At 69.9% G+C, this 20,027-nt stretch carries 23 protein-coding genes; 6 read left to right on the top strand and 17 right to left on the bottom strand.

Annotation, left to right across the window (positions count from 1 at the left end; genetic code table 11):
• Positions 1-53 precede the first annotated feature (53 nt).
• The 6 genes from IP78_RS06555 to IP78_RS06530 form a co-directional block, all read right to left on the bottom strand.
• On the bottom strand, positions 54-1,313 hold the full coding sequence (locus IP78_RS06555) for a glutamate-5-semialdehyde dehydrogenase (RefSeq protein ID WP_054110896.1): 1,260 nt from the start codon (positions 1,311-1,313) through the stop codon (positions 54-56).
• The gene (gene proB, locus IP78_RS06550) at positions 1,310-2,449 is read right to left on the bottom strand and encodes a glutamate 5-kinase (RefSeq protein WP_054110895.1); all 1,140 of its coding nucleotides are present in this window, start codon (positions 2,447-2,449) and stop codon (positions 1,310-1,312) included. The genes IP78_RS06555 and proB overlap by 4 nt, the downstream gene beginning before the upstream one ends.
• A gap of 40 nt (positions 2,450-2,489) precedes the next feature.
• Entirely contained in the window at positions 2,490-3,341 is an 852-nt protein-coding gene (locus tag IP78_RS06545) for a neutral zinc metallopeptidase (RefSeq protein WP_054110894.1), read from the bottom strand.
• 70 nt (positions 3,342-3,411) lie between these two features.
• On the bottom strand, positions 3,412-4,062 hold the full coding sequence (locus IP78_RS06540; RefSeq protein WP_054110893.1) for a methyltransferase: 651 nt from the start codon (positions 4,060-4,062) through the stop codon (positions 3,412-3,414).
• A gap of 215 nt (positions 4,063-4,277) precedes the next feature.
• Entirely contained in the window at positions 4,278-5,594 is a 1,317-nt protein-coding gene (locus tag IP78_RS06535) for an AarF/ABC1/UbiB kinase family protein (protein ID WP_054110892.1), read from the bottom strand.
• Positions 5,595-5,689: 95 nt separating this feature from the next.
• The gene (locus tag IP78_RS06530) at positions 5,690-6,637 is read right to left on the bottom strand and encodes a fatty acid desaturase family protein (RefSeq protein WP_054110891.1); all 948 of its coding nucleotides are present in this window, start codon (positions 6,635-6,637) and stop codon (positions 5,690-5,692) included.
• Positions 6,638-6,748: 111 nt separating this feature from the next.
• On the opposite strand from IP78_RS06530, the gene IP78_RS06525 reads away from it, so the two are divergent.
• Genes IP78_RS06525 through IP78_RS06515 form a run of 3 tightly spaced genes read left to right on the top strand, consistent with a single transcriptional unit; the run spans position 6,749 to position 8,318 of the window.
• The gene (locus tag IP78_RS06525; RefSeq protein ID WP_054110890.1) at positions 6,749-7,150 is read left to right on the top strand and encodes a hypothetical protein; all 402 of its coding nucleotides are present in this window, start codon (positions 6,749-6,751) and stop codon (positions 7,148-7,150) included.
• Complete coding sequence (locus IP78_RS06520; protein WP_054110889.1) at positions 7,147-7,344, top strand: helix-turn-helix transcriptional regulator; 198 nt, start codon at positions 7,147-7,149, stop codon at positions 7,342-7,344. Before IP78_RS06525 ends, IP78_RS06520 begins: the two co-directional genes overlap by 4 nt.
• Before the next feature lie 38 nt (positions 7,345-7,382).
• Complete coding sequence (locus tag IP78_RS06515) at positions 7,383-8,318, top strand: alpha/beta fold hydrolase (RefSeq protein ID WP_054110901.1); 936 nt, start codon at positions 7,383-7,385, stop codon at positions 8,316-8,318.
• Positions 8,319-8,328: 10 nt separating this feature from the next.
• Here IP78_RS06515 and IP78_RS06510 read toward each other — a convergent pair whose 3' ends face one another.
• The 7 genes from IP78_RS06510 to arsC form a co-directional block, all read right to left on the bottom strand.
• On the bottom strand, positions 8,329-9,294 hold the full coding sequence (locus IP78_RS06510; protein WP_156320311.1) for a hypothetical protein: 966 nt from the start codon (positions 9,292-9,294) through the stop codon (positions 8,329-8,331).
• Positions 9,295-9,356: 62 nt separating this feature from the next.
• Positions 9,357-10,175, bottom strand: coding sequence for a DUF3298 and DUF4163 domain-containing protein (locus tag IP78_RS06505; RefSeq protein WP_054110887.1), 819 nt, complete (start codon positions 10,173-10,175; stop codon positions 9,357-9,359).
• Between the two features lie 16 nt (positions 10,176-10,191).
• Positions 10,192-11,121 carry a 4-hydroxybenzoate octaprenyltransferase gene (gene ubiA / locus IP78_RS06500; protein ID WP_054110886.1) on the bottom strand — a complete coding sequence of 310 codons (930 nt, stop codon included), beginning with the start codon at positions 11,119-11,121 and terminating at the stop codon, positions 10,192-10,194.
• A gap of 36 nt (positions 11,122-11,157) precedes the next feature.
• Positions 11,158-11,616: a YkgB family protein gene (locus IP78_RS06495; RefSeq protein ID WP_054110885.1), complete on the bottom strand. Its 459-nt coding sequence runs from the start codon at positions 11,614-11,616 to the stop codon at positions 11,158-11,160.
• A gap of 67 nt (positions 11,617-11,683) precedes the next feature.
• Positions 11,684-12,133 carry a DMT family transporter gene (locus IP78_RS06490; protein ID WP_054110884.1) on the bottom strand — a complete coding sequence of 150 codons (450 nt, stop codon included), beginning with the start codon at positions 12,131-12,133 and terminating at the stop codon, positions 11,684-11,686.
• Positions 12,134-12,142: 9 nt separating this feature from the next.
• Positions 12,143-12,613 (bottom strand): NUDIX domain-containing protein, encoded by a 471-nt coding sequence (locus tag IP78_RS06485; RefSeq protein ID WP_054110883.1) that lies wholly within the window; start codon positions 12,611-12,613, stop codon positions 12,143-12,145.
• Positions 12,614-12,655: 42 nt separating this feature from the next.
• Positions 12,656-13,063 carry an arsenate reductase (glutaredoxin) gene (arsC, locus tag IP78_RS06480; RefSeq protein WP_054110882.1) on the bottom strand — a complete coding sequence of 136 codons (408 nt, stop codon included), beginning with the start codon at positions 13,061-13,063 and terminating at the stop codon, positions 12,656-12,658.
• Between the two features lie 27 nt (positions 13,064-13,090).
• Here arsC and IP78_RS15730 point away from each other — a divergent pair, with 27 nt between their 5' ends.
• From IP78_RS15730 to folB, 3 genes are read left to right on the top strand one after another with little or no spacing between them, the layout of a single operon-like run.
• Positions 13,091-13,219 carry a hypothetical protein gene (locus IP78_RS15730; RefSeq protein ID WP_255350738.1) on the top strand — a complete coding sequence of 43 codons (129 nt, stop codon included), beginning with the start codon at positions 13,091-13,093 and terminating at the stop codon, positions 13,217-13,219.
• Positions 13,212-13,970, top strand: coding sequence for an SDR family oxidoreductase (locus IP78_RS06475; RefSeq protein ID WP_054110881.1), 759 nt, complete (start codon positions 13,212-13,214; stop codon positions 13,968-13,970). The genes IP78_RS15730 and IP78_RS06475 overlap by 8 nt, the downstream gene beginning before the upstream one ends.
• Positions 13,971-13,986: 16 nt before the next feature.
• Complete coding sequence (gene folB / locus IP78_RS06470; protein WP_231680942.1) at positions 13,987-14,376, top strand: dihydroneopterin aldolase; 390 nt, start codon at positions 13,987-13,989, stop codon at positions 14,374-14,376.
• A 3-nt stretch (positions 14,377-14,379) separates the two neighbouring features.
• Here folB and IP78_RS06465 read toward each other — a convergent pair whose 3' ends face one another.
• The 4 genes from IP78_RS06465 to murC are packed head-to-tail and all read right to left on the bottom strand — an operon-like array spanning position 14,380 to position 20,014.
• Positions 14,380-15,183, bottom strand: coding sequence for a DUF1295 domain-containing protein (locus IP78_RS06465; protein ID WP_054110880.1), 804 nt, complete (start codon positions 15,181-15,183; stop codon positions 14,380-14,382).
• A gap of 37 nt (positions 15,184-15,220) precedes the next feature.
• On the bottom strand, positions 15,221-16,525 hold the full coding sequence (gene hmgA, locus IP78_RS06460; protein ID WP_054110899.1) for a homogentisate 1,2-dioxygenase: 1,305 nt from the start codon (positions 16,523-16,525) through the stop codon (positions 15,221-15,223).
• A gap of 46 nt (positions 16,526-16,571) precedes the next feature.
• Positions 16,572-18,593 (bottom strand): TonB-dependent receptor, encoded by a 2,022-nt coding sequence (locus IP78_RS06455; protein WP_054110879.1) that lies wholly within the window; start codon positions 18,591-18,593, stop codon positions 16,572-16,574.
• Positions 18,590-20,014: a UDP-N-acetylmuramate--L-alanine ligase gene (gene murC, locus IP78_RS06450; RefSeq protein WP_054110878.1), complete on the bottom strand. Its 1,425-nt coding sequence runs from the start codon at positions 20,012-20,014 to the stop codon at positions 18,590-18,592. The genes IP78_RS06455 and murC overlap by 4 nt, the downstream gene beginning before the upstream one ends.
• Between the last annotated feature and the right edge of the window lie 13 nt (positions 20,015-20,027).

Raw genomic sequence — 20,027 nt, 5'->3', positions numbered from 1 at the left:
CCCTCCGTCTGCTGCGCTTCGCTCCGCATCCACCTCCCCCAACGGGGGAGGATTTAGGGCCGTGTCTGCCCCGTTCCCCGCACCACATACTTGTAACTGGTCAGCTGCTCGGCCCCGACCGGCCCGCGCGCATGCAGCCGCGAGGTCGAGATGCCGATCTCGCCGCCGAAGCCGAACTCGCCGCCGTCGGCGAACTGGGTCGAGGCGTTCCACAGTACGATGGAGGCGTCCACCACCGCCTGGAACGCTGCCGCCGCATAGCCGTCCTCGGCCACGATGGCTTCGGTGTGGCCCGAACCGTAGCGGTTGATGTGGGCGACCGCCTCGTCCAGCCCCCCCACGACCTTCACTGACAGGATCGGCGCCAGGTATTCGGTCGACCAGTCGGCCTCCTCGGCCACGCCCATGCCGGGGATGAGCGCCCGCGCCGCCTTGTCGCCCCGCAGTTCGCACCCCGCCTCCATCAGGGCCTCGGCCACCGGCGGCAGCAGGCGATCCGCCGCCTCGCGATCGACCAGAAGGGTCTCGGTCGCGCCGCAGACGGAGACCCGCCGCATCTTGGCGTTCAACACCACCTCGACCGCCATGCCGACGTCAGCAGAGGCGTGCAGATAGGTGTGGTTGATCCCCTCCAGATGGCCCAGCACGGGCACCCGCGCCTCGGCCTGAACCCGCTCCACCAGACTGCGCCCGCCGCGCGGCACCAGGAGGTCGATGGTCCCGCCGAGCCCCGTCAGAAGCGCGCCAACCGCCGCCCGGTCCGGCGTATCGACCAGCTGCACCGCATCGCCCGGCAGGCCCGCCGCCGTCAGCCCCTCGGCCACCGCCACGTGGATGGCGAGCGCGCTCTCCAAACAATCCGAACCCGAGCGCAGGATCGCCGCATTGCCCGAGCGGATGCACAAGGCGGCCGCGTCCGCCGTCACGTTCGGTCGACTCTCGTAGATGATGGCCAGCACGCCAAGCGGCGTCCGCACCCGGCGGAACTCCAGCCCGTTCGGCCGGGCCCAGCGCGCGGTCGTCGCGCCCAGAGGATCGGGAAAGGCCGCCACCTCCTCGACCGCGCCGGCCATGGAGGCGATGCGCTGCGGCGTCAGCGCCAAACGATCGATCAGGGCCTCGGACACGCCCTTGGCCCGCGCCCGCTCCACGTCCGCCGCATTGGCCGACAGAATGGCGTCCGATCGATCCCGCAGCGCCCCGGCCATCGCCGATAGCGCCGCCGACCGGGTCGCGGCCGTGGCGGTGCGCAGGGCATCGGCCCCGCCACGGGCCCGGCGGCCCATCTCCAGCATTCTCGCGTCCAGGCTCATGACGTCAGCACCAGGTCGTCGCGGTGAATGGCCACGCCCGGCCCCTTGTAGCCGACGATGGCCTCGATCTCTCCGGAGTGGCGACCCCGGATGCGCTCCATTTCGTCCGCGGCATAGGCGGCGAGACCCACGCCCAGCGTCCGGCCGTCCTCGCCCGTCACCCGCACGCTGTCGCCCCGGTCGAAGCGCCCCTCGACCCGACGCACGCCGGACGCCAGCAGGCTGCGACCGGACCCAAGCGCCTCGGCCGCGCCGCCGTCGACCGTCAGCGCCCCCGCTGGCTCCAGACTTCCTGCGATCCAGGACTTGTAGGCCTGCAAGGGCGTTGCGGGCGCCGTGATCAGGGTCGCCTTGGCCCCCGCCGTGACCGCCGCCAGGGGGCGCGTCGTCAGCCCCGAGACGATCAGGGTGGCACACCCGGCCGAGCGCGCGATCCGCGCCGCCTCCAGCTTGGTCGTCATGCCGCCCGTGCCCACGTCGGCCTCGACGTTCGCCCCGCCAGCCATCGCCAGCACCTCCGGCGTCAGGGCCTCGACCACCGGCAGGTGCTCTGCTGCCGCGTTTCGTCTGGGATCATCCGTGTAGAGTCCATCCACGTCCGACAGCAGGATCAGCAGGTCCGCCCGCGCCAGCTGGGCCGCCCGCGCCGCCAGCCGGTCGTTGTCGCCATAGCGGATCTCCTCGGTCGCGACCGTGTCGTTCTCATTGACGACCGGAACGGCCGACAGCTTGAGCAGGGCCTCGATCGTCGCCCGGGCGTTCAGCCAGCGGCGACGCCGCTCGGTATCGTCGCGCGTCAGCAGAACCTGCGCCGGGGTCATGCCACGCGGGCTCAGCGCCTGTTCCCACGCCTGCATCAACAGCGACTGCCCGACGGCGGCCGCCGCCTGCTTCTCGTCCAGCCGGGCATTCTTCTCCAACCCCAGCCGACCGCGCCCCAGCGCCACCGCTCCCGACGACACCAGAATGATCTGTCGCCCGCCGGACCGGAGGGCCGCGATATCCTCGGCCAGAGATGCCATCCAGCCCAGTGCCGGGCCCCGGCTGTCGGCCTCCACGACCAGCGACGAGCCGACCTTCACCACGACGCGGCGGGCGGATTTCAGGGCTTCGGCGGCGGAGGCAGAGGCGGTCACCGCCCGACTGTGACGGTTCTTTCGCGGTGCAACAAGCGGCCTAGAGGCCCGCGAAGGTGTCACACGCCGCCGGGTCGCCGGACTGATAGCCGCGCTGCAGCCACTGCATCCGCTGCTCGGACGAGCCGTGGGTGAAGCTCTCCGGGTTCACACCGCGCCCGGAGTTGCGCTGCAAGGCATCGTCACCGATGGCCGAGGCGGTGCGCAGGCCCTCTTCCAGATCGCCCGGCTCCAGCGCCACCTCGCCGCCCGACACCGCCGCCGCATTGGCCGCCCAGACGCCGGCGTAGCAGTCGGCCTGAAGCTCCAGCGCCACGGAATAGCGGTTGGCCTCGCCTTCCGACCGCGCCGCCTGCTGGGCGCGCTGGACCTGTTCCGAAGCGCCAGTCAGGGTCTGGACGTGGTGGCCGATCTCGTGGGCCAGGACATAGGCGCGCGCGAAGTCGGCGCCGGAGGCTCCCAGCCGCGTCTCCATCTCCTGCCAGAAGCTGAGGTCCAGATAGACCTGCCGGTCGGCCGGGCAATAGAAGGGCCCGAAGGCCGCCTGGCCGTAGCCGCAGCCGGTGTTGGTGCCCTGTTCGTAGAGCACGATGTTGGCGGGCGGCTGGTAGCCTTCCAGCTTGGTCGCCCAGACCTCGTTGATGTTTCGACCCACCACGTCGACGAACAGGCCCGCCTGATCTTCCGGCGTGCCCTGGCGGCCTTCCTGAGACGCGCCCGCCGCGCCGAACTGGCTGGCGATCTGGGTCGTGGTCGCTGGGTCGATGCCGAAGACGAAATAGCCGATCAGAGCGAGCACCGCGACGCCGATGCCGCCCCCGGCGACGGCTCCGCCGCCCATGCCGCGCCGGTCCTCGATGCCGCCGCCCCTGCGTCCACCCTGCCACCGCATCGTCGATCCTCCCCAAGCCCCGGTCGAAGCTATGCCGGAACGCGGGTGGAGGGGAAGGGATGCGAGCCCATCATGGCAGAGCCCAGACCGAGGTCCGCTTGATCTCGAAATCCTCCAGTTCGCGCGTCGTGGGCACCCGATACTCCGCCAGGAACTCCAGCCCCTCTCGCGGAAAATAGGTGCGGTGCGGGTCGCCGATCAGGACGCGGGTCCCGTTCGCCCGCGCCCGCGCCAGCCAGTCGAGCACCCGTGCGGCCATCGGCTGTTCGTAGCAGACGTCGCCCGCGCAGATGACATCGACCTCGGGCGGCGGCGCATCGAGCAGGTCCGCGTCGGTGAAGGCGATCTCCACCCCGTTCACCTCGGCGTTCAGGGCCACGGCCGCTCCGCAGAAGGGATCGATATCGCAGCACAGGACACGGGCCGCGCCCGCCTTCATCGCCGCGATCCCGACGAGACCGGAGCCGGCGGCGAAGTCCAGCACCGTCTTGCCCGCGATGTCCGCCGGATTGTCCAGCACCCATCGCGCAAGGGCCTGTCCCCCCGCCCAGGCGAAGGCCCAGAACGGCGGCGGCAGGCCCAGTTCGCCCAGCTCCTCCTCGGTCAGCCGCCAGATCGGCGTCACCTCGTCTGCGAGCCAAAGGGTGATTTCCGGCGCGTGGGGCACGGTTTGCGGCCGGGTGTTGGCCCGAATGAAGGCGGCGGGATCGGCGATGGGCACGGTGGCTGTCTGGCTCCCAGGTCCGCCGAAGCGGGTCCGTCAAAGTGCACCCCTTTTTTTGAGTGCACATTGTGCACTTTTCAGCGGTTCAGGGCGCACGGACGCGGCGGTTCTACATGGGGCGCACTCTGGCACGTGGACACGTCAGATTCGGTCGCAGCGGAGTTGAGCGGCCGGCAGTGACGATCTGACGGTCCCGGAAGGACGCCGCCTTCCTAGAGCCAGGGTTCCAGCAGCCGGCGCACCTCGACGCGCGCTTTCAGTCGGCTGGCCAGCAGATAGACGCCGCCGAGCTTTCTCTGCACGAACAGGGTATCGACGGGCGGCACGTGCCAGACGCTGCGATCCTGGGCGAAGGTCATGCCCCGGTCGCGCAGCCGGGCGGCCACGGCCGTATCGCCGAAATCGAAGGGGCCCTGGCCCCGGAACGGCGCCAGGGCGAGGTCGAACATGGCTTCCAGCCCCTCGGCGTCCCGGTCGCGCGCGCGATGGTCGAAGAAGCCTATCGCCTCAGCCGCCTCGATCGCGGCCAGACGGTCGTCGTTCATGGCCGCGCGCATCAGAGCGCGGTAGCCCTCGGCCAGCGCCGGCGGGATCGAGCGCGTCGCCCCGAAGTCCAGCAACACCAGACGCCCGGCGTCGTCGACGCGGTAGTTGGCGAAGTTCGGGTCGGTCTGCATCAGGCCGAAGTCGAACAGCTCGCGCAGCAACAGCCGGATCATGACCGTGGCGATGCGGTCCCGCTCGGCCTGGCTCGCGCCGCTCATGGCCTCGACCGGGCCGCCCTCCACATAGTCCATCGCCAGGACGTCGGGCCGGGTCAGCTCGGCGCAGAGGCCCGGCACGCGGTGGTCCGGATCGTCGGCCAACAGTGCGCCGAAGCGGGCCAGATGCTCGGCCTCCCGGGCATAGTCAGCCTCTTCGTGCAGCTGGCGCTTGGCCTCGGCCAGCAGGGGCGCAAGGTCGATCTCGCGCGGCAGGACGCCGGAGACCTTCAGCAGGGTCGCCACGTTGTCGACGTCCGAGTCGATGCTGCGCCGGACGCCCGGATACTGGACCTTGATCGCCAGGTCGCGGCCGTCGCGCGTCACGGCGCGGTGGACCTGGCCGATCGAGGCGGCGGCGACCGGGGTCATGTCGAAGCGGTGGAAGCGGTCCTCCCAGCCCCGGCCCCAGCGACGGTTGAGGGCGGCGGTCAGCTGGACCGGCGGCATGGGTCGGGCGTCGGAACGCAGCCGCGCCAGGATGTCCGACAGTTCGGGCGGCAACAGGTCGCCCGCGTCCATCGACATCAGCTGGCCGATCTTCATGGCCGCACCGCGCAGCTGGGCCAGCTGTTCGGTCACCCGGATGGCGTTGGCGGGCGTCAGCAACAGGTCGCCCATCGTCGGCCGCCGGCCCCTGGCCAGCTGGACCGCCCCCTCGGCCAGGGCATTGCCGGCGATGCCGGTCGCCAGCCCGCCGAAGCGCGCCAGTCGCGACAGGCGGCCGGTCGGCACAGGCAGGCCTCGGCTGATGGGGGCATGGGACATGGCCCCTGTGTCGGCCCGACCCCTGCTCGCTGCAATGCGGCATGGCGTAGCCGCGACAAAGGGGCCGACCTGGACGGCCCCAGGGGGCCGTTGTGTCAGGTCGGACGGGACGCGGCCTGTCTCAGCACCTCGACATAGCCGTTCGCCACCTCCATGCGCCGCCCCGGCTCGGTCGCGCTGACAGCGTGGTGCAGCCGGGGCAGGTTCCAGCATGGCACGTGCATGAACAGGTGATGCTCGGCGTGGAAGTTGACCCAGTAGGGGGCGATGAAGGCCCGCTCCCACCAGCTGGCTCGCGTGGTGCGGGCCGCGCGGAAGGCATCGTCGGCCGAGCCCTCGACGCAGGCGTGCTCGGCGATGTTGCGCAGCCGCGTCACCAGCGGGAACCACGTCGCCATCGGCAGCAGCCACAGGACGAAGAAGGCCCACCAGACGCCGATCAGGCCAAGCAGCGCCAGCAGGCCAGCGTTCCAGATCAGGAAGGCGGCGACTGACCGGCCGGTGACGACGGCGTCGTAGTCATGGGCGTCGTCGCCTGTTGCCGCCCGCCCGCGCAGTGCCGCCAGGGGCAGAAGCACCCTCTGCTTGAAGAAGGTCTGGCCGGTCAGGTCGCGGATCATCTTGCGACGGAGCGAGGCCCCACTGACCGGAAAGGGCGCAGACAGCATAAGGTCGGGATCCTCGGGCTGCTGGGCGAAGCGGTGATGGGCCAGGTGATAGGGCCGATAAGCGCTCAGCGATGCGCCGATCGGCACGGCGCACAGCCAGTGCCCGAGAAAATCGTTGAGCTTCAGGTTTCGGGCCAGCCCGCCGTGCGCCGCCTCGTGCATCAGGATGGCCAGACCCAGCTGGCGGGTGCCGATCACCATGACGCAGAGCGGAATCAGGATCGGCTGCCAGACGCCGACCGCGACGGCGGCGGCGATCACGCCCCAGCAGTGCAGGACCAGCAACGGGCCTCGCCAGGTCGAGCGCGTCTGAAACGGAGCCCAGGCCTCGGGCGAGAACAACTCTGACGGCGAAACACGCGGGGCGGCGGGCATGGCGGCCAGTCTAGCGGGCGCGGGTCTGGAAATCGACAGCAGCCAAAAATGTCAGGTTGACATTACATTCTGTGAATGTCAGGTAGACGTGACTTACACGGAGTCCGCTTCATGTCCAGCCTCGCTTCCCCAGACGGCGCCAATCGCCGATACGTCGTCCGCACGATGGCCTTCATGGCCGGGTATGTAGCCATCAACGTCGCCGCCATCTTCGGTGCCTTCGACGAGATCATCGGCACACCGGCGGGACTGGTGCTCGGCCTCGCTGTCGCCGCGCCGATCGCCGGCCAGATCTGGGCGACGCTGGCCCTGATGTCCGAAGCTGACGAGTTCGTCCGCACCCTGACTGCCAAGCGCTTTATCGTCGCGGCGGGACTGGCCTTCGCCCTTTTCTCTGGATGGGGGTTCATGGAGAGCTATGGCGACGCGCCCCATGCGCCGGGCTGGTTGGTCTATGCCCTGTTCTGGGGCCTCTACGGCCTTGTGACCCCCCTCATCCGGACCAGCCGATGAGGAATCGCATGAAGGAACTTCGGTCCCAGCGCGGCTGGACCCAGGAGGAGCTGGGCCGCGCCATCGGGGTCTCGCGCCAAGCCGTGAATGCGCTGGAGACCGAGAAGCACGACCCCTCCCTCGACCTCGCCTATCGCATCTCGGCCGTCTTCGGAGAGCCTGTGGAAGCGATCTTCACCAACCCTCACGCCTGACGGAATGTCAGGATAACGTGACCAAAAAGGACTCGATCATGTTCAACACCGCCCCGTCCGGGCGCGCGATCCTGCGCGCCCTGTGCCTGGCCGCCGCCGTGACGGCTGCGCCTCTTGGAGTTGCTCTATTGCCGAGCATCGCCGAGGCCCAGACCGCGCCCGCCTTTACCTCTGACCGCCTGTCGGTCGAAGTGGTCGGGGCCGGCCCCGACGTCGTCCTGATCCCGGGCCTGGCCTCCTCGCGCGAGGTGTGGCGGCCGCTGGCGAACCGGCTGTCGGCGACGCACCGGGTGCATCTGGTCCAGCTGGCGGGCTTCGCCGGCGAGCCCTGGATCCACGGCGACGGGCCCTTCGTCGATCCCGCTGTGGCCGAGCTGGCGCGATACATCGAGGTCGCCGGTCTGGAACGACCCGCCGTCATCGGCCACTCCATGGGCGGCCTGTCGGGATTGCTGCTGGCCCAGCGCCACCCCGACCGCGTTGGCCGCGTCATGATCGTCGACGCCTTGCCCTTCTTCTCGGCCCTGTACGGCCCGCAGGTCACGGTGGAGAGCGTGAGACCCATGGCGGAGCAGGCTCGCGCCGCCATGATCGCCAACACCGACCCCGACACCCGTCGGCGTCAGGGCGAGGCGACAGCCATCGGCATGGCCCGCGATCCGGCGATCCGTGAGGCGATGGTGGAATGGACCCTGGCCAGCGACGTCCGCGCGGTGGCGGCAGCCTTTCATGACGTCATGACCACGGACGCCCGTCCCGGGCTCGCGGCCATGACCACGCCGGTGACCGCCGTTTACGCCACCGACGCTGACGGTGGCCCGCCGCCCGCGATGGCCGAGGCCTTGTGGACCCGGGAATACTCAACGCTTCCGGGGGTGACAGTCGTCCGGGTGGACGGATCGCGCCATTTCATCATGGCCGACCAGCCCGAGCGACTCGACGACTTGGTGGACGGCTTTCTGGCGGGCCGCTGAGCGTGGTTCTTCAGCTCTGTGATGCACCCGTCAGTCGACAGCCGCCGGCGACCCGCTGGGCGACGGCGCAACTCCAGGCGTTGCTCACCCGCTCCTCGCGATCGATTTCGACCATGAACCCGGTTCCCGTACCGCACTGAACCTCGACATAGTCCAGCGCGCTGGCCGATCCGACATAGGCGGCATTGACGACCTCGCATCCGGAAGCGGCGGTGTCGGCAAACCGCGCGGACAGGGACCGATAGCTCTCTGACGGCGTCGTGAAGGTGCAGGCGCCGTCCAGTCCGGCGACTTTCAGACAGGAGATACGCTGCCAGGCCCCCTGCTCTTGCCTCAGCCAGTATCCAGCTCCGTCAGCGCAGCCGACCTCGTACAGCGTTCCGGAGTCGGCTGCACCAACCTGAGCGACCTGGTCGACCTGACAGGGAACGCCGGCTTGCCGAGCAAAGGCCGATACCCGTTCGAGCGCCGGCTGGTTGGCGGGCAGGACGCACTGGCTGATCACAATAGCGTCCACGTCTCGCTCCGGACTATCCGCGCCATCGAGAGCGGTTCCGCATTCCACGACCGTGGGACGCATGCTGGCGACCACGAGGTAGCCCTGTCCGTTTTCGCAGGCGGCCTCATAGACGAAATCGTTGTCGAGCGAGTATCCGAGCACTGCGGCGTCGTTGACCTGGCACCCGGTTCTGGCCCGGTTCATCGCGGTTTGCGCGCCACGCCGGATGTCCACGGGGTCGACCGGGAGGGGATCACGAACGACGTTGCTCGGCCGCCCACGGTCCAGCTCACGCCGAAGGCGGTCCAGGCGAGTGGCGGACCCAGCAGCGGTGCCGAGTTGCCCCGGACCGTAGATCTGAACCGTTCGCTGCCGAGGATCGTCCGGACCCGAAGGAATCTGCGCCAGACATTCCGACGCGACAACCGCCGAGAGGAAAAAGGCCGCCAGACCAAACACAAGATGACGCATCATCACCCCCCAATCCCACTGGATGACAAGGAGGCAGGCAGCTTGCCCCCTGAGTCAAGCGGAGCCGTTCAGACCTTGATCCCGCCGCCAAACTCGCCGGCATAGGCTGGGGCGATCAGGGCGCGGAACGCCGCCAGGGGCACGCTGACCTCGTAGCTTCCCTCGGCATAGGGGCCGACGATGTAGGGGGCGACGAGGAACGTCAGACCGCCAGCCTTGCCGGGCTCGGTCGAGGCGGCCAGCACAAAGGGCGTCTCCAGAGCCGTCGGACATTTCCAGTCGCTGCCGCCAGAGAGACTGACGGTCTGGGCGGCCGGGTCGCGACGTCGCTTCTCGGCGTTGATGGCGGCGCAAAGGGCCTGGTCCAGCGCCGTCATGTCGGCGGGCTTGATGAACAGGTCCGCGGCCGCGATCTCGCGGTTCAGCGCCTTGTCCCAAAGGACCGCGCCGAACCGGGCATTGGGATGGGCACCGCCCGTGAACTCCGACACCGTCCGCATCAGGCTGAACAGCTTGGCGGTCTCGGCGCCGGGCGTGAACTCGATGGTCTTGTCGTAGGGCGGCAGGCCTCCGTCGCCCCCGGCCTCGGTGCGGTCGGCCTGGGCCCCCTCGGCGAAGGCCCGCAGGTCGCGGACGTTGGCGGCATAGAGCCGGGCGTGCAGGTCCGGCTGGCTGCGCAGCGCGATCGGAAGCGTCAGCCTGACCTCGGCGTAGGGCGTCTTGGACTCGAAGGCCATCGGGGCCGCGGCCTCGGCCGGGGTCACCACCGCCGCTTCGCCGGGCGCAGGCGTCGCCTCAGCGGCCTTCTCCGGACGGTCGCGGTTGCAGGCGGCGAGCGTGGCCAGCGCAATCAGCGAAACGGCCAGCAGGCGAGGTCGGGCGAACATGGTCAGGTCTCTCCGGTCAGAGCGATACCGATAGCGCACCGGCCGCGATCGCCGCCAGCAGGATCAGGCCCGCGTCCCGGTTCGACTTGAACAACCGGAGCGCCAGCGCGCCGTCGTCGGGCCGCAGCCGCCAGCCCTGCCAGGCGAGATGGAGCGCGTAGGCGGCCAGGCCGATGAAGAACAACGGCCACAACCTCGCCGCCACGCCCGCCAGTCCGGCGGACAGGACGGCTCCAGCATAGAAGACCGCGACCCCCGGGCGAACGCCCGAACCGAGCCGGCGCGCCGTCGATTTCACACCGACAAGGGCGTCGTCCTCGACGTCCTGAAGCGCATAGATCGTATCGTAGCCGAGCGTCCAGAATACGCCCCCGATCCACAGCAGGACGGCAGTCGCCGTCAGCTCGCCAGACGCGGCGGCGAAGCCCATCAGCGCGCCCCAGTTGAAGGTGATGCCCAACCACGCCTGGGGCCACCAGGTGATCCGCTTCATGAAGGGATAGGCCGCGACGAGCGCCAGGGAGCCGAAACCGAGCAGGATCGCGGTTCCGCCCAGCGTCAGCAGGATCAGGAAGGCCATGAGGCTGCAGGCCACGATGAAGGCCCACGCCTGTTTCACGCTGATCTGGCCGGACGCGACCGGCCGTCCGGCCGTGCGCGCCACACGACGATCGACGTCGCGATCCACGATGTCGTTGAAGGCGCAGCCCGCAGCCCGCATCAGGCAGGCCCCGATACCGAAGCCGAGGATCAGCCATGCCTCATATGGGCCAGGGGTTCGCCCTTCGGCCGCCAGCGCCAGCGCAATCCCCTGCCACCCCGGCAGCAGCAGCAGCCAGATGCCCACCGGTCGGTCGAAGCGGCCGAGCTTCAGCCAGGGCTTCCAGGCCTCGGGCGCGCGGGCGTCGACCCAGTTCTGGCCAGCGTCGGGAAGGGGAGCGGACATGGGCGGGGGATAGCACCCCCGCGCCGCCGCGTCAGGTCAGGGCGCGATGCGCTTCTGGGCGTCGAACAGCAGGAACAGGCAGATGGCCAGAAGCCCGATGTCCTTGGCCAGGAATTGACCCGTCGAACCCAGCGCAGGGAAGGCATAGCCCTCGGCCACGATGCCGGGCGCGGTGAAAAAGAAGCTGAGCGTCACCAGAAACGTCGCCACGCCCATCAGCGCCCCGACCAGTCCGGCGAAGGGAAACCGTCCCCCCAAGGCAATCAGGACGCCCGCGCCGATCTCCAGCACGCCGATGACGTTGGACGCGCCCTGCACGCCCAGCAGCGGATACATCCAGCCGAACAGCCAGTAGCTCTCGGCGATGCCTTTCACGCCTTCGGCCTCATAGGGCAGGAACTTCATGTAGCCGAACCACAGGAAGATCACGACGATCCCGGTCCGAAGGAAGGCGCGAGCATCCAGGCGCGGCGGGGCGTCGTCGATAAAGGTCATGCGGCAGCTCGGGCGATTGCGGTCAGCCGCTATTCGCCGCTCCACCCGAAACCGTTACGCATGAAGCCTATCCGCGCCGGACGAGCACCACGCCGGTGATCACCAGGGCGACGCCCGCCACGCGCGTCAGGCTGATCGGCGCGCGCGGGACGCCCAGAGCCCCGAAATGATCCAGGACCAGGCTGATCAGCAACTGGCCCGCCACCATCAGGGTGATGGTCGTCGCCACGCCCAACCGGGGCACTGCCCAGGCCGCCGCGACCACGAAGACGGCGCCGTACAGCCCCCCGATCCAGGCATACGGCGGCAACCCCTTGACCGCCGCCATGTCTGGTCGCGCCTGCAGAAACGCCGCCGCGATCCCCAGCGCCGCCGTGCCGACAGCGAACGATACGAAGGCTGCGTTGACTGGCCCCGCCACCGCGCCGGCCAGCTTGGCATTGGTCGGGGCCTGCAAGGCGGTCGCCCCGCCCGCCAGGACGACGGCGATCATGGCGATCCAGGGTCCGAGGTTCATGGGCTCTCCCTACCAGAGCGGATCGACGGGCGCGCCACCGAAGATTTCGCCCAATCGCGCGCGGGTCGATCGATGAGCGTCGGGTGGCAATTGGCCAGGGTCGAACCACCGGGCCTCCGCGATCTCGCCGCGATGGGTCATCTCGCCGACCTCGAAGGCGTCGAAGCGATAGACCAGCACATGATCGCCCGGAAAGAACCGTTCGTTGGAATGGACCGACAGCAGACGGCCGGGTTGCGTCGCCCTGAGCCCCGTCTCCTCGAACAATTCGCGCGCGGCCGCATCTCCGGTGGTCTCGCCCCGATCGACCCCGCCACCCGGCAGCCACCAGCCCTCGAGATAGGTGTGGCGCACCAGCATGACGCGGCCCTCGCCGTCCACCGCCACCGCGCGCACGCCCAGCGTCATGCCCCGGCTGGCCCGCGACACGGCAAAGAACAGCGGTCGGGTGTAGGGCTCGATTCGCACGCGCCAGTTCATGGCCTCACGCTGCCACACCGGCACGCGTCGGCGATAGCGGGATCAGGGCCGCACGACCTCGCCGTCTTCCTTGGTGAAGTTGTCAGGCCGGACATCCAGCACCTCGAACACGCGCTCGGACGGTCGCGCGAGCACGACGCCCAGCGGCGTCTCCACGATCGGCCGATTGACCAGGATCGGATGCTCGATCATCGCCGCCAGGATGGCGTCGTCCGACACGCCCTCGTCCAATAGACCCAGCTCCGCCGCCGGCGTGCCCTTGTCGCGCAGGATGGCGCGCGGCCCCGCGCCCATCCGCGTCAGGAGGTCGCGCAGGCGCGCTTCCGTCCAGCCGACCTTGAGGTATTCGACCACCTCGGGTTCCCGTCCCGCCTCGCGAATGGCGGCCAGCACGTTCCTCGACGTGCCGCAGGCGGGGTTGTGAAAGACGGTGACAGGGAAGTCGGTCATGGATCGTCCGGATGTGTTGCACGCTTGATGCGCGGGTCGCCGCATTCTATGGCGTCCGGCGAACAGGAGCATCCCATGCTGGCTCTCGGCATCATCATCGGTTTCGTCGTCGTTCTGGCTGCTATCAACGCGCTCGAGTTCGGCCGGATTGACTGAACCCGTTACAGGCGCGGCGCTCGTCACGGGCGCCTCGCGCCGGATCGGCCACGCCATCGCCCTCGCGCTGGCCCGGCGCGGCCATGACATCGCCATCCACCACAGGTCCTCGCCCGACGACGCCGAGGCGCTGGCCGCCGAGGTGCGATCGCTCGGGCGGCGGGCGACGATCGTCTGTGCCGATCTGACAAAAGAGGACGAGGTTCGCGGGCTCATCCCTGGTGCCGTGGAGGCGCTGGGTTCCCTCTCCGTTCTCGTGAACAACGCCTCGCTGTTCGAGGACGACCGCGTCGGCTCACTCTCGCGCGAGACCTGGGACCGGCACCTGGAGACCAATCTCCGCGCCCCGCTGGTCCTGATCGAGGCCTTCGCCGCTCAGGCACCCGAAGGCTCGGCCGTGGTGAACCTGCTGGACCAGAGAGTGCTGAAGCCCGATCCCCGCTTCGTCTCCTATGCCCTGTCGAGGAATGGCCTGTGGTGGGCGACGCGCACGATGGCCCAGGCCCTGGCGCCCCGCATCCGCGTCAACGGCGTCGGCCCCGGCCCGACCCTGAAGTCCATCCACCAGACCGAGGAAGACTTCGCCGCCGAGGCCGCCTCGGTGCCGCTCGGCCATGGAGCCACGCCCGACGACATCGCCGCCGCCGTCCTCTATCTCGTTGACGCACGCTCGGTGACCGGACAGATGATCGCCGTCGACGGTGGCCAGCATCTGGCGTGGCAGACGCCCGACATTCCCGCCGATGACTGAGCGCCGGAGCCCTGACGTGACCCTCGCCGCCGTGCCCGCGCCCCAGCCCGCCGCCCGCCTGGAGGGCCTGACCGTCTTCGTCCGGGGTCTGGAGGTCCAGGCCGGCATCGGCGTCTATGACCACGAGCACGGTCGGCTGCAGACGCTGGTGATCGACGTCACCCTCGACCTCGGCCCGGTCGAGGTCCACGGGCTGGCCGACACCATCAACTACGAGACCGTCGCCACGGCCTGTCAGCGGATCGTGTCGGAAGGCCACGTCGGTCTGGTCGAGACCTTCGCCGAACGGCTGGCGCTGGATTGCCTGCTCGATCCGCGCGTTCGCGCCGTCACCGTGCGGATCGAAAAGCCCGGCGCCCTGGCGGCCGCTGCCGCCGCCGGGTGCGAACTGACCTATCGCCGCTGAGCCTCAGCCCTTCTTCGGCGGCCAGGGGATGAAGGCGCTCGTACGACGAATGTAGTCTTCATATTCCGGCCGGGACTTGCGGATGGCCTTCTCGGTGATGCCGATGCCGGACCACTTCGTCAGGGTGTAGGTCAGGAAGATCGGACCGACGATTGACGCGATCCCGACCCAGCCGGTCTCGGCCGCGATCAGCCACAACCCCCACCAGACGCAGGCGTCGCCGAAATAGTTCGGGTGCCGGGTGTAGCGCCACAGGCCGGTGTCGAGCACCTTGCCCCGGTTCGCCGGGTCCTTGCGGAACGCCGCCAGCTGGGCGTCGCCGATGCTCTCGAAGGCGATGCCGATCACGACGATCGCAGCTCCGATCCAGCCGATCCAGCCGATCGGCGGGCTGTAGGCCACCTGGCCGAGCTGGGCCGGCAGGCTGTTGAGCCAGGCCAGGCCTCCCTGCGGCAGGAAGACGAACAGGAAGGCGGTCCGGCGAAAACTCCAGCCCTTCTTGGCCTGATCGTCGAGAATCGCGGTGTAGCGCCGATCCGCCCCGTGCTCGCGCCAGCGTTTCAGCAGGTGCCACCCGAGCCGGATGGCCCAGATGGCGACCAGCCACAGGATCAGCCCCTTGCGAACCGGGTCGCCCTCTGTGCGCGGAAAGGTGACCAGCGCCAGCATCAGCATGCCCAGCGGCCAGACGCCGTCGATGAAGCTGACATCGCCCCACCGCACCGCCAGCCGGGTCAGGAGCGTCATCCCGACGGTGATCAGCAGCAGGTTCAGCCCCAGCAGCAGGGCGATCTCGGACAGGCTCATGTCACAGGAACGGCGGGCTGGGTCATGCAGACGCGCGTCATCCGTCCCTCTGACCGACATCGCCCTTGGCGAAGCCGGTCCAGACGTCGTCGTAGTCCAGCTGCATGGTCGGGCTGGTTTGCGCCCATTGCGTGGTGCGGATCGGCCAGCGCGTCTCGAACATGAAGGCGAGCGTATTGTCGAGCTTCACCGGCTTCAACTCGGCCGCCACCGCCTTGTCGTAGCTGGCCTGATCCGGCCCGTGGCCGCTCATGCAGTTGTGCAGCGACGCGCCGCCGGGGGCAAAGCCGCCCTCCTTGGCGTCATAGGCGCCGGTCACCAGGCCCATGAACTCGCTCATGACGTTGCGGTGGAACCACGGCGGGCGGAAGGTGTCCTCGGCCACCATCCAGCGCGGCGGGAAGATGACGAAGTCGACGTTGGCCGTGCCCGGCGTGTCCGACGGGCTGGTCAGGACGGTGAAGATCGACGGGTCCGGATGGTCGAAGCTGACCGTGCCGATGGTGTTGAAGCGGGCCGTGTCATAGCGATAGGGCGCGTTGTTGCCATGCCAGGCGACCACATCCAGCGGGCTGTGGTCGAAGGTCGTGACCCACAGCCGGCCGGCGAACTTCTGCACGCACTCAGTCGGGCGGGAGACGTCCTCGAAGGCGGCGACGGGCGTCTCGAAATCCCGCGGATTGGCCAGTCCGTTCGCGCCGATCGGCCCGAGGTCCGGCAGGCGGAAAGCGGCACCATAGTTCTCGCAGACATACCCTCGGATCGGGCCATCGCACTCCACCCGGAACCGCACGCCGCGCGGAATGACGACGATATGGCCGGCCGAGGCCTCGATGCGTCCGAACTCGGTGACGAAGACGGGGTCGCCCAACTGCGGTACGATCAGCAGCTCGCCGTCGGCGCAGTAGAAGACCCGATCGGTCATCGACCGGTTGGCGGCATACAGGTGGATGCCCGCTCCGCCCTGGGTCTCCGGGTCGCCGTTGCCGCCATAGGTGACCAGCCCCTCGACCCAGTCCGTGGGCTGATCAGGCACGGGCAGCGGGTCCCAGCGCATCCGATTGGGGCTAGGCGGCGCGTCGGTGAAGGGGCCGGATCGGACGCGGCCCTGATCGAAGGGCCTGTAGGCCGGATGCTGGGCGCTGGGCCGCAGGCGATAGAGCCAGCTCCTGCGGTTCTCGCTCCTCGGCGCGGTGAAGGCGGTGCCCGACAGCTGCTCGGCGTAGAGGCCCATCGGCGTCTTCTGCGGCGAGTTGCAGCCCACCGGCAGGGCCCCCTCGACGGCTTCCGTGGCGAAGTGGCTGCCGAAGCCGGTCAGATAGCGTGCGCTGTTTCGCGTCATCATGCGTCTCCCGTGCCGGGCGGTTTAGCGGGCGCGGACCGCGCCGTCACCAGCGCAGCGACAGTCCGGCGCGGACCACGCGCGGCGGGCCATAGCCCTCGATCCCGTCGCCCGTCTCCGAGACCTCGACCTCGGCGTCGAACAGGTTGTCGGCGGCCACGAAGGCCACGACGCCGTCGCGCACCGCCCACTCTGCCCGGGCGTCCAGGGTTACGGCCTCGTCGAGCGTTCGGCTGTTCAGATCGTCCTCGAAGCGATCGCCCTCGTAGCGCACCCGTCCGACCAGGGTCAGGCGATCCGTCGCCCGCCAGACCGCCCCGGCCGAGGCGCTGATCTCCGGCGCTTGGGCGGGGCGCAGGCCCGTCAACTGGGGCGCGGCCGACCCCCCGTCGACCTCGGCCTCGGTCAGGGAAAGGGCGGCGTCGAGCCTCAGGCGGTCGCCGATGGCGTGGGTGACGGACGCCTCGATCCCCGTCGCCTCGATGGTCCCGGCGTTCTGGCGCTGGCGCAGCACGCCGCCCGCCGGCACGAAGCCCGCGCGCGGGAAGGTCGCCGGCCCGGCCCCGATCGTGACGTTGACGATGGCGTCGTCCAGCCGGTTCCAGAACACCGCCGCCTGTACCTCGGTCGCGTCGTTGCTCCAGGACAGCCCCGCCTCGACGCCCTGCAGCGTCTCGGGCTCCAGCGCCGCATTCGCTTCGGTCAGGTCGTTGCCGACGCGGAAGGGCCGGTGCAGCTCGTTCAGCGTCGCGGGTCGGAAGCCCGAGTAGGCCGCCGCCCGCCCGGCCCAGCCGCCGCCCAGCTCACGTCGCGCCGCCAGCCGGGCCGACACCACCTCGCCCGAGCGGTCCGGGTCGGTCTCGTTCAGCGTGGACAGGCCGGTCGCCCGGTCCCGCTCGATGCGTCGCCCCGCCGCGTTCTCCCAGCCGTCGATCCGCAGACCGCCCGCCACCAGCCACGGGCCAGCGGTCCACGACGCCTCGCCATAGGCCCCGAGCACGGAGGTCTCGCCGCCCGCGACCCGGTCGCGCGTAAAGCCTAGGCCGAGATTACGGAACAGTTCGCGCGTCTCGCCCTCGCTGGAGCGGGCGTCGGCCCCGACCTCCCACTCCAGCCGTCCGCCGCCCAGCGTCACCACCGTCCGCCGGAGCGCGAGGTTCCAGCCCCAGCCTTCGGCCGGGGTGGCGAACTGATCGTTCGCGGGCGTCGTCGAACCTCGCCCCGCCGCTACGGCGACCGAGGTGTTGGCGAAGTCGCTGGTGCGGCGCCAGACCTGCGCCCGCCAGCCGAAACGTTCGGCGCTCGGCGCGCGCGACACGGTCGCCGAATAGCTTTCGCCGCTGGCGCTCGACCGCGCCCCGAGCAGGCCCGAGCCCCGCTCCTCGTCATAGGCCGAAGCGCGAAGCGACAGCGCCACATCACCGGCCAATGCCGCGTCTAGCCGCAGCGCGCCCGACAGGGTTTCCAGGTCCAGCGGCGTGTCGGCCGCGCCCGCCGCCGGGCCCCGCACGGGGACGTAGCCGTCGCTCACCTCGCGCTGGAGCGCGCCGGTCAGGCTGAACCGCCCCGCGGACAGCGTGGTCGCCGCGCCCAGCCGCTGGCCGCCGAGCTCGCCGCCGGAGAGTTCGAGCGCCCCGCCCGCCCCGTCGCGTTCACGCAGGGCGATGACGCCGGTCAGGGCGCCCGCGCCATAGGGTCCGGCCCCCGCGCCGCGCACCACGTCCAACCCCGACAGGCTCTCGGTCGGAACCTGGCTCCAGATCACCCAGCCGCCGAAGGGATCGTTCAGGGGCACGCCGTCCAGCGTCACCAGCGTCCGCCCTGCGCCCGACGGCGCGATGGCGCGAAGCGAGATGCCCTGCGTCGTCGGATTGGCCGCCAGGCTCGAGGTCCGTCGGAACAGGCTGACGGCGGGCACGGAGCGCAGCGCCTCGTCCAGCCGCGTCTCGCGGGACAGGCGTTCCTCGCCGATGCGGACCACGCTGAAGGCCGCCTCGCTGGCGGCGGGCGGCAGGCGGGCGGCGGTGACGACGATGTCGGGAAGGTCTGCGGGCGCGTCCTGGATCATGCGGGGGCTTTAGCGCCCAGACGCGAAACAAGCTCCTGCGCGAACTGCGACAGGGTGTCGTCCCTCGCGCCCATGACGATCACCCGGTCGCCGGGTCGGGCCATCTCTACGATCCGGTCGCCACAGGCCGTGCGGTCGGCAAGCGCCTCGGCCCGACGCCCCGCCGCGCGCACCCCGGCGGCGATGTCCTCCGACCCCACGCTGCGATCCGTCGTGCCGCCGTAGTAGACGGGCTCGGGCATCAGCAGGACGTCGTCGGGCTGCATCAGACCGACGAAGGTGTCGATGAACTCGGTCTTCATCAGCTTCAGCGGGCCGAAGCCGTGTGGCTGGAACAGGATCAGCAGCCGCCCCTCGAACGCATGCAGCGTCTTCAGCGTGGCGGAGATTTTGTCCGGGTTGTGGGCGAAGTCGTCGATGACGGTGATCCCGTTCGTCGTACCCACGACCTCCATCCGCCGCCGGATGCCGGAGAAGGTTTCGAGCGCCGCCACCGCCGCCTCGACCTCGACACCCAGCGCCCGCACCGCCCCGATGGCCGCCAGCGCATTGGCCACGTTATGCGCGCCGGGGACGTTGAGGGTGACCTCCCGGGTTCGCCCGGTCGCCCGGTCGGTCAGGCCGAAGGTCATGCCTGCCGGAAGCGGCGCCAGATCGTGCGCCGACAGGTCCGCCTCGGCATTCCCGAGCGCGAAGGTTACGACCGCCTCACCTAGCCCCTCCGCGACCATCGTCTGCACCAGCGCCGCCGTCTCCAGGTTGTCGAGGTTCAGTACGGCCGTGCGCGCCCGACCGGTGAAGCCGCCGAACAGCTCGCGCAACTCCTCCATCGACTTGTGATCCAGCGAGATGTTGGACACCACCGCCACCGTCGGGTCGTAGCGGGCGATCGAGCCGTCCGACTCGTCCACCTCGGCGACGAACAGGTCAGGTCCACCGATCAGGGCGCTGGCGAAGGGATGATCCGCGTCGGCGAAGTTTCGCATGACCGCCCCGTTCATCACGGTCGGCGCGCGGCCCGCCAGATGCAGGATCCAGGCGATCATGCCGGTGATCGTCGACTTGCCGCTGGTGCCCGCCACGCCGATCGAGGTCGGGGCCGCGTTGAAGATGCGGCTCAGCAGCTCCGGCCGGGTGACGATCGGCGCGCCGACCCGCCGGGCCGCGCCGATGTCCGGCACCGTGTCCTCGACCGCGCCGGTGGCCACCACCGTGTGCCCGGCCCGCACGCCCGACCCGTCCTGGGGATGCAGGGCCACGCCATGCGCTCGCAGCCAGTCGAACTTCTCCGGCGTGCGGCCCTGATCCAGCGACCGATCCGAGCCTTCCACGGACGCGCCCCGCGCCTGGACGATCATGGCCAGCGGCAGCATGCCCGAGCCGCCGATCCCGCAGAAGAAATAGGAGACGTTGCTGTTCATGGCGCCTTAGAAC

The organism is Brevundimonas sp. AAP58, from assembly GCF_001295975.1.
Taxonomy (GTDB): Bacteria; Pseudomonadota; Alphaproteobacteria; order Caulobacterales; family Caulobacteraceae; genus Brevundimonas.
This window is presented reverse-complemented; position numbering and strand designations above follow the sequence as displayed.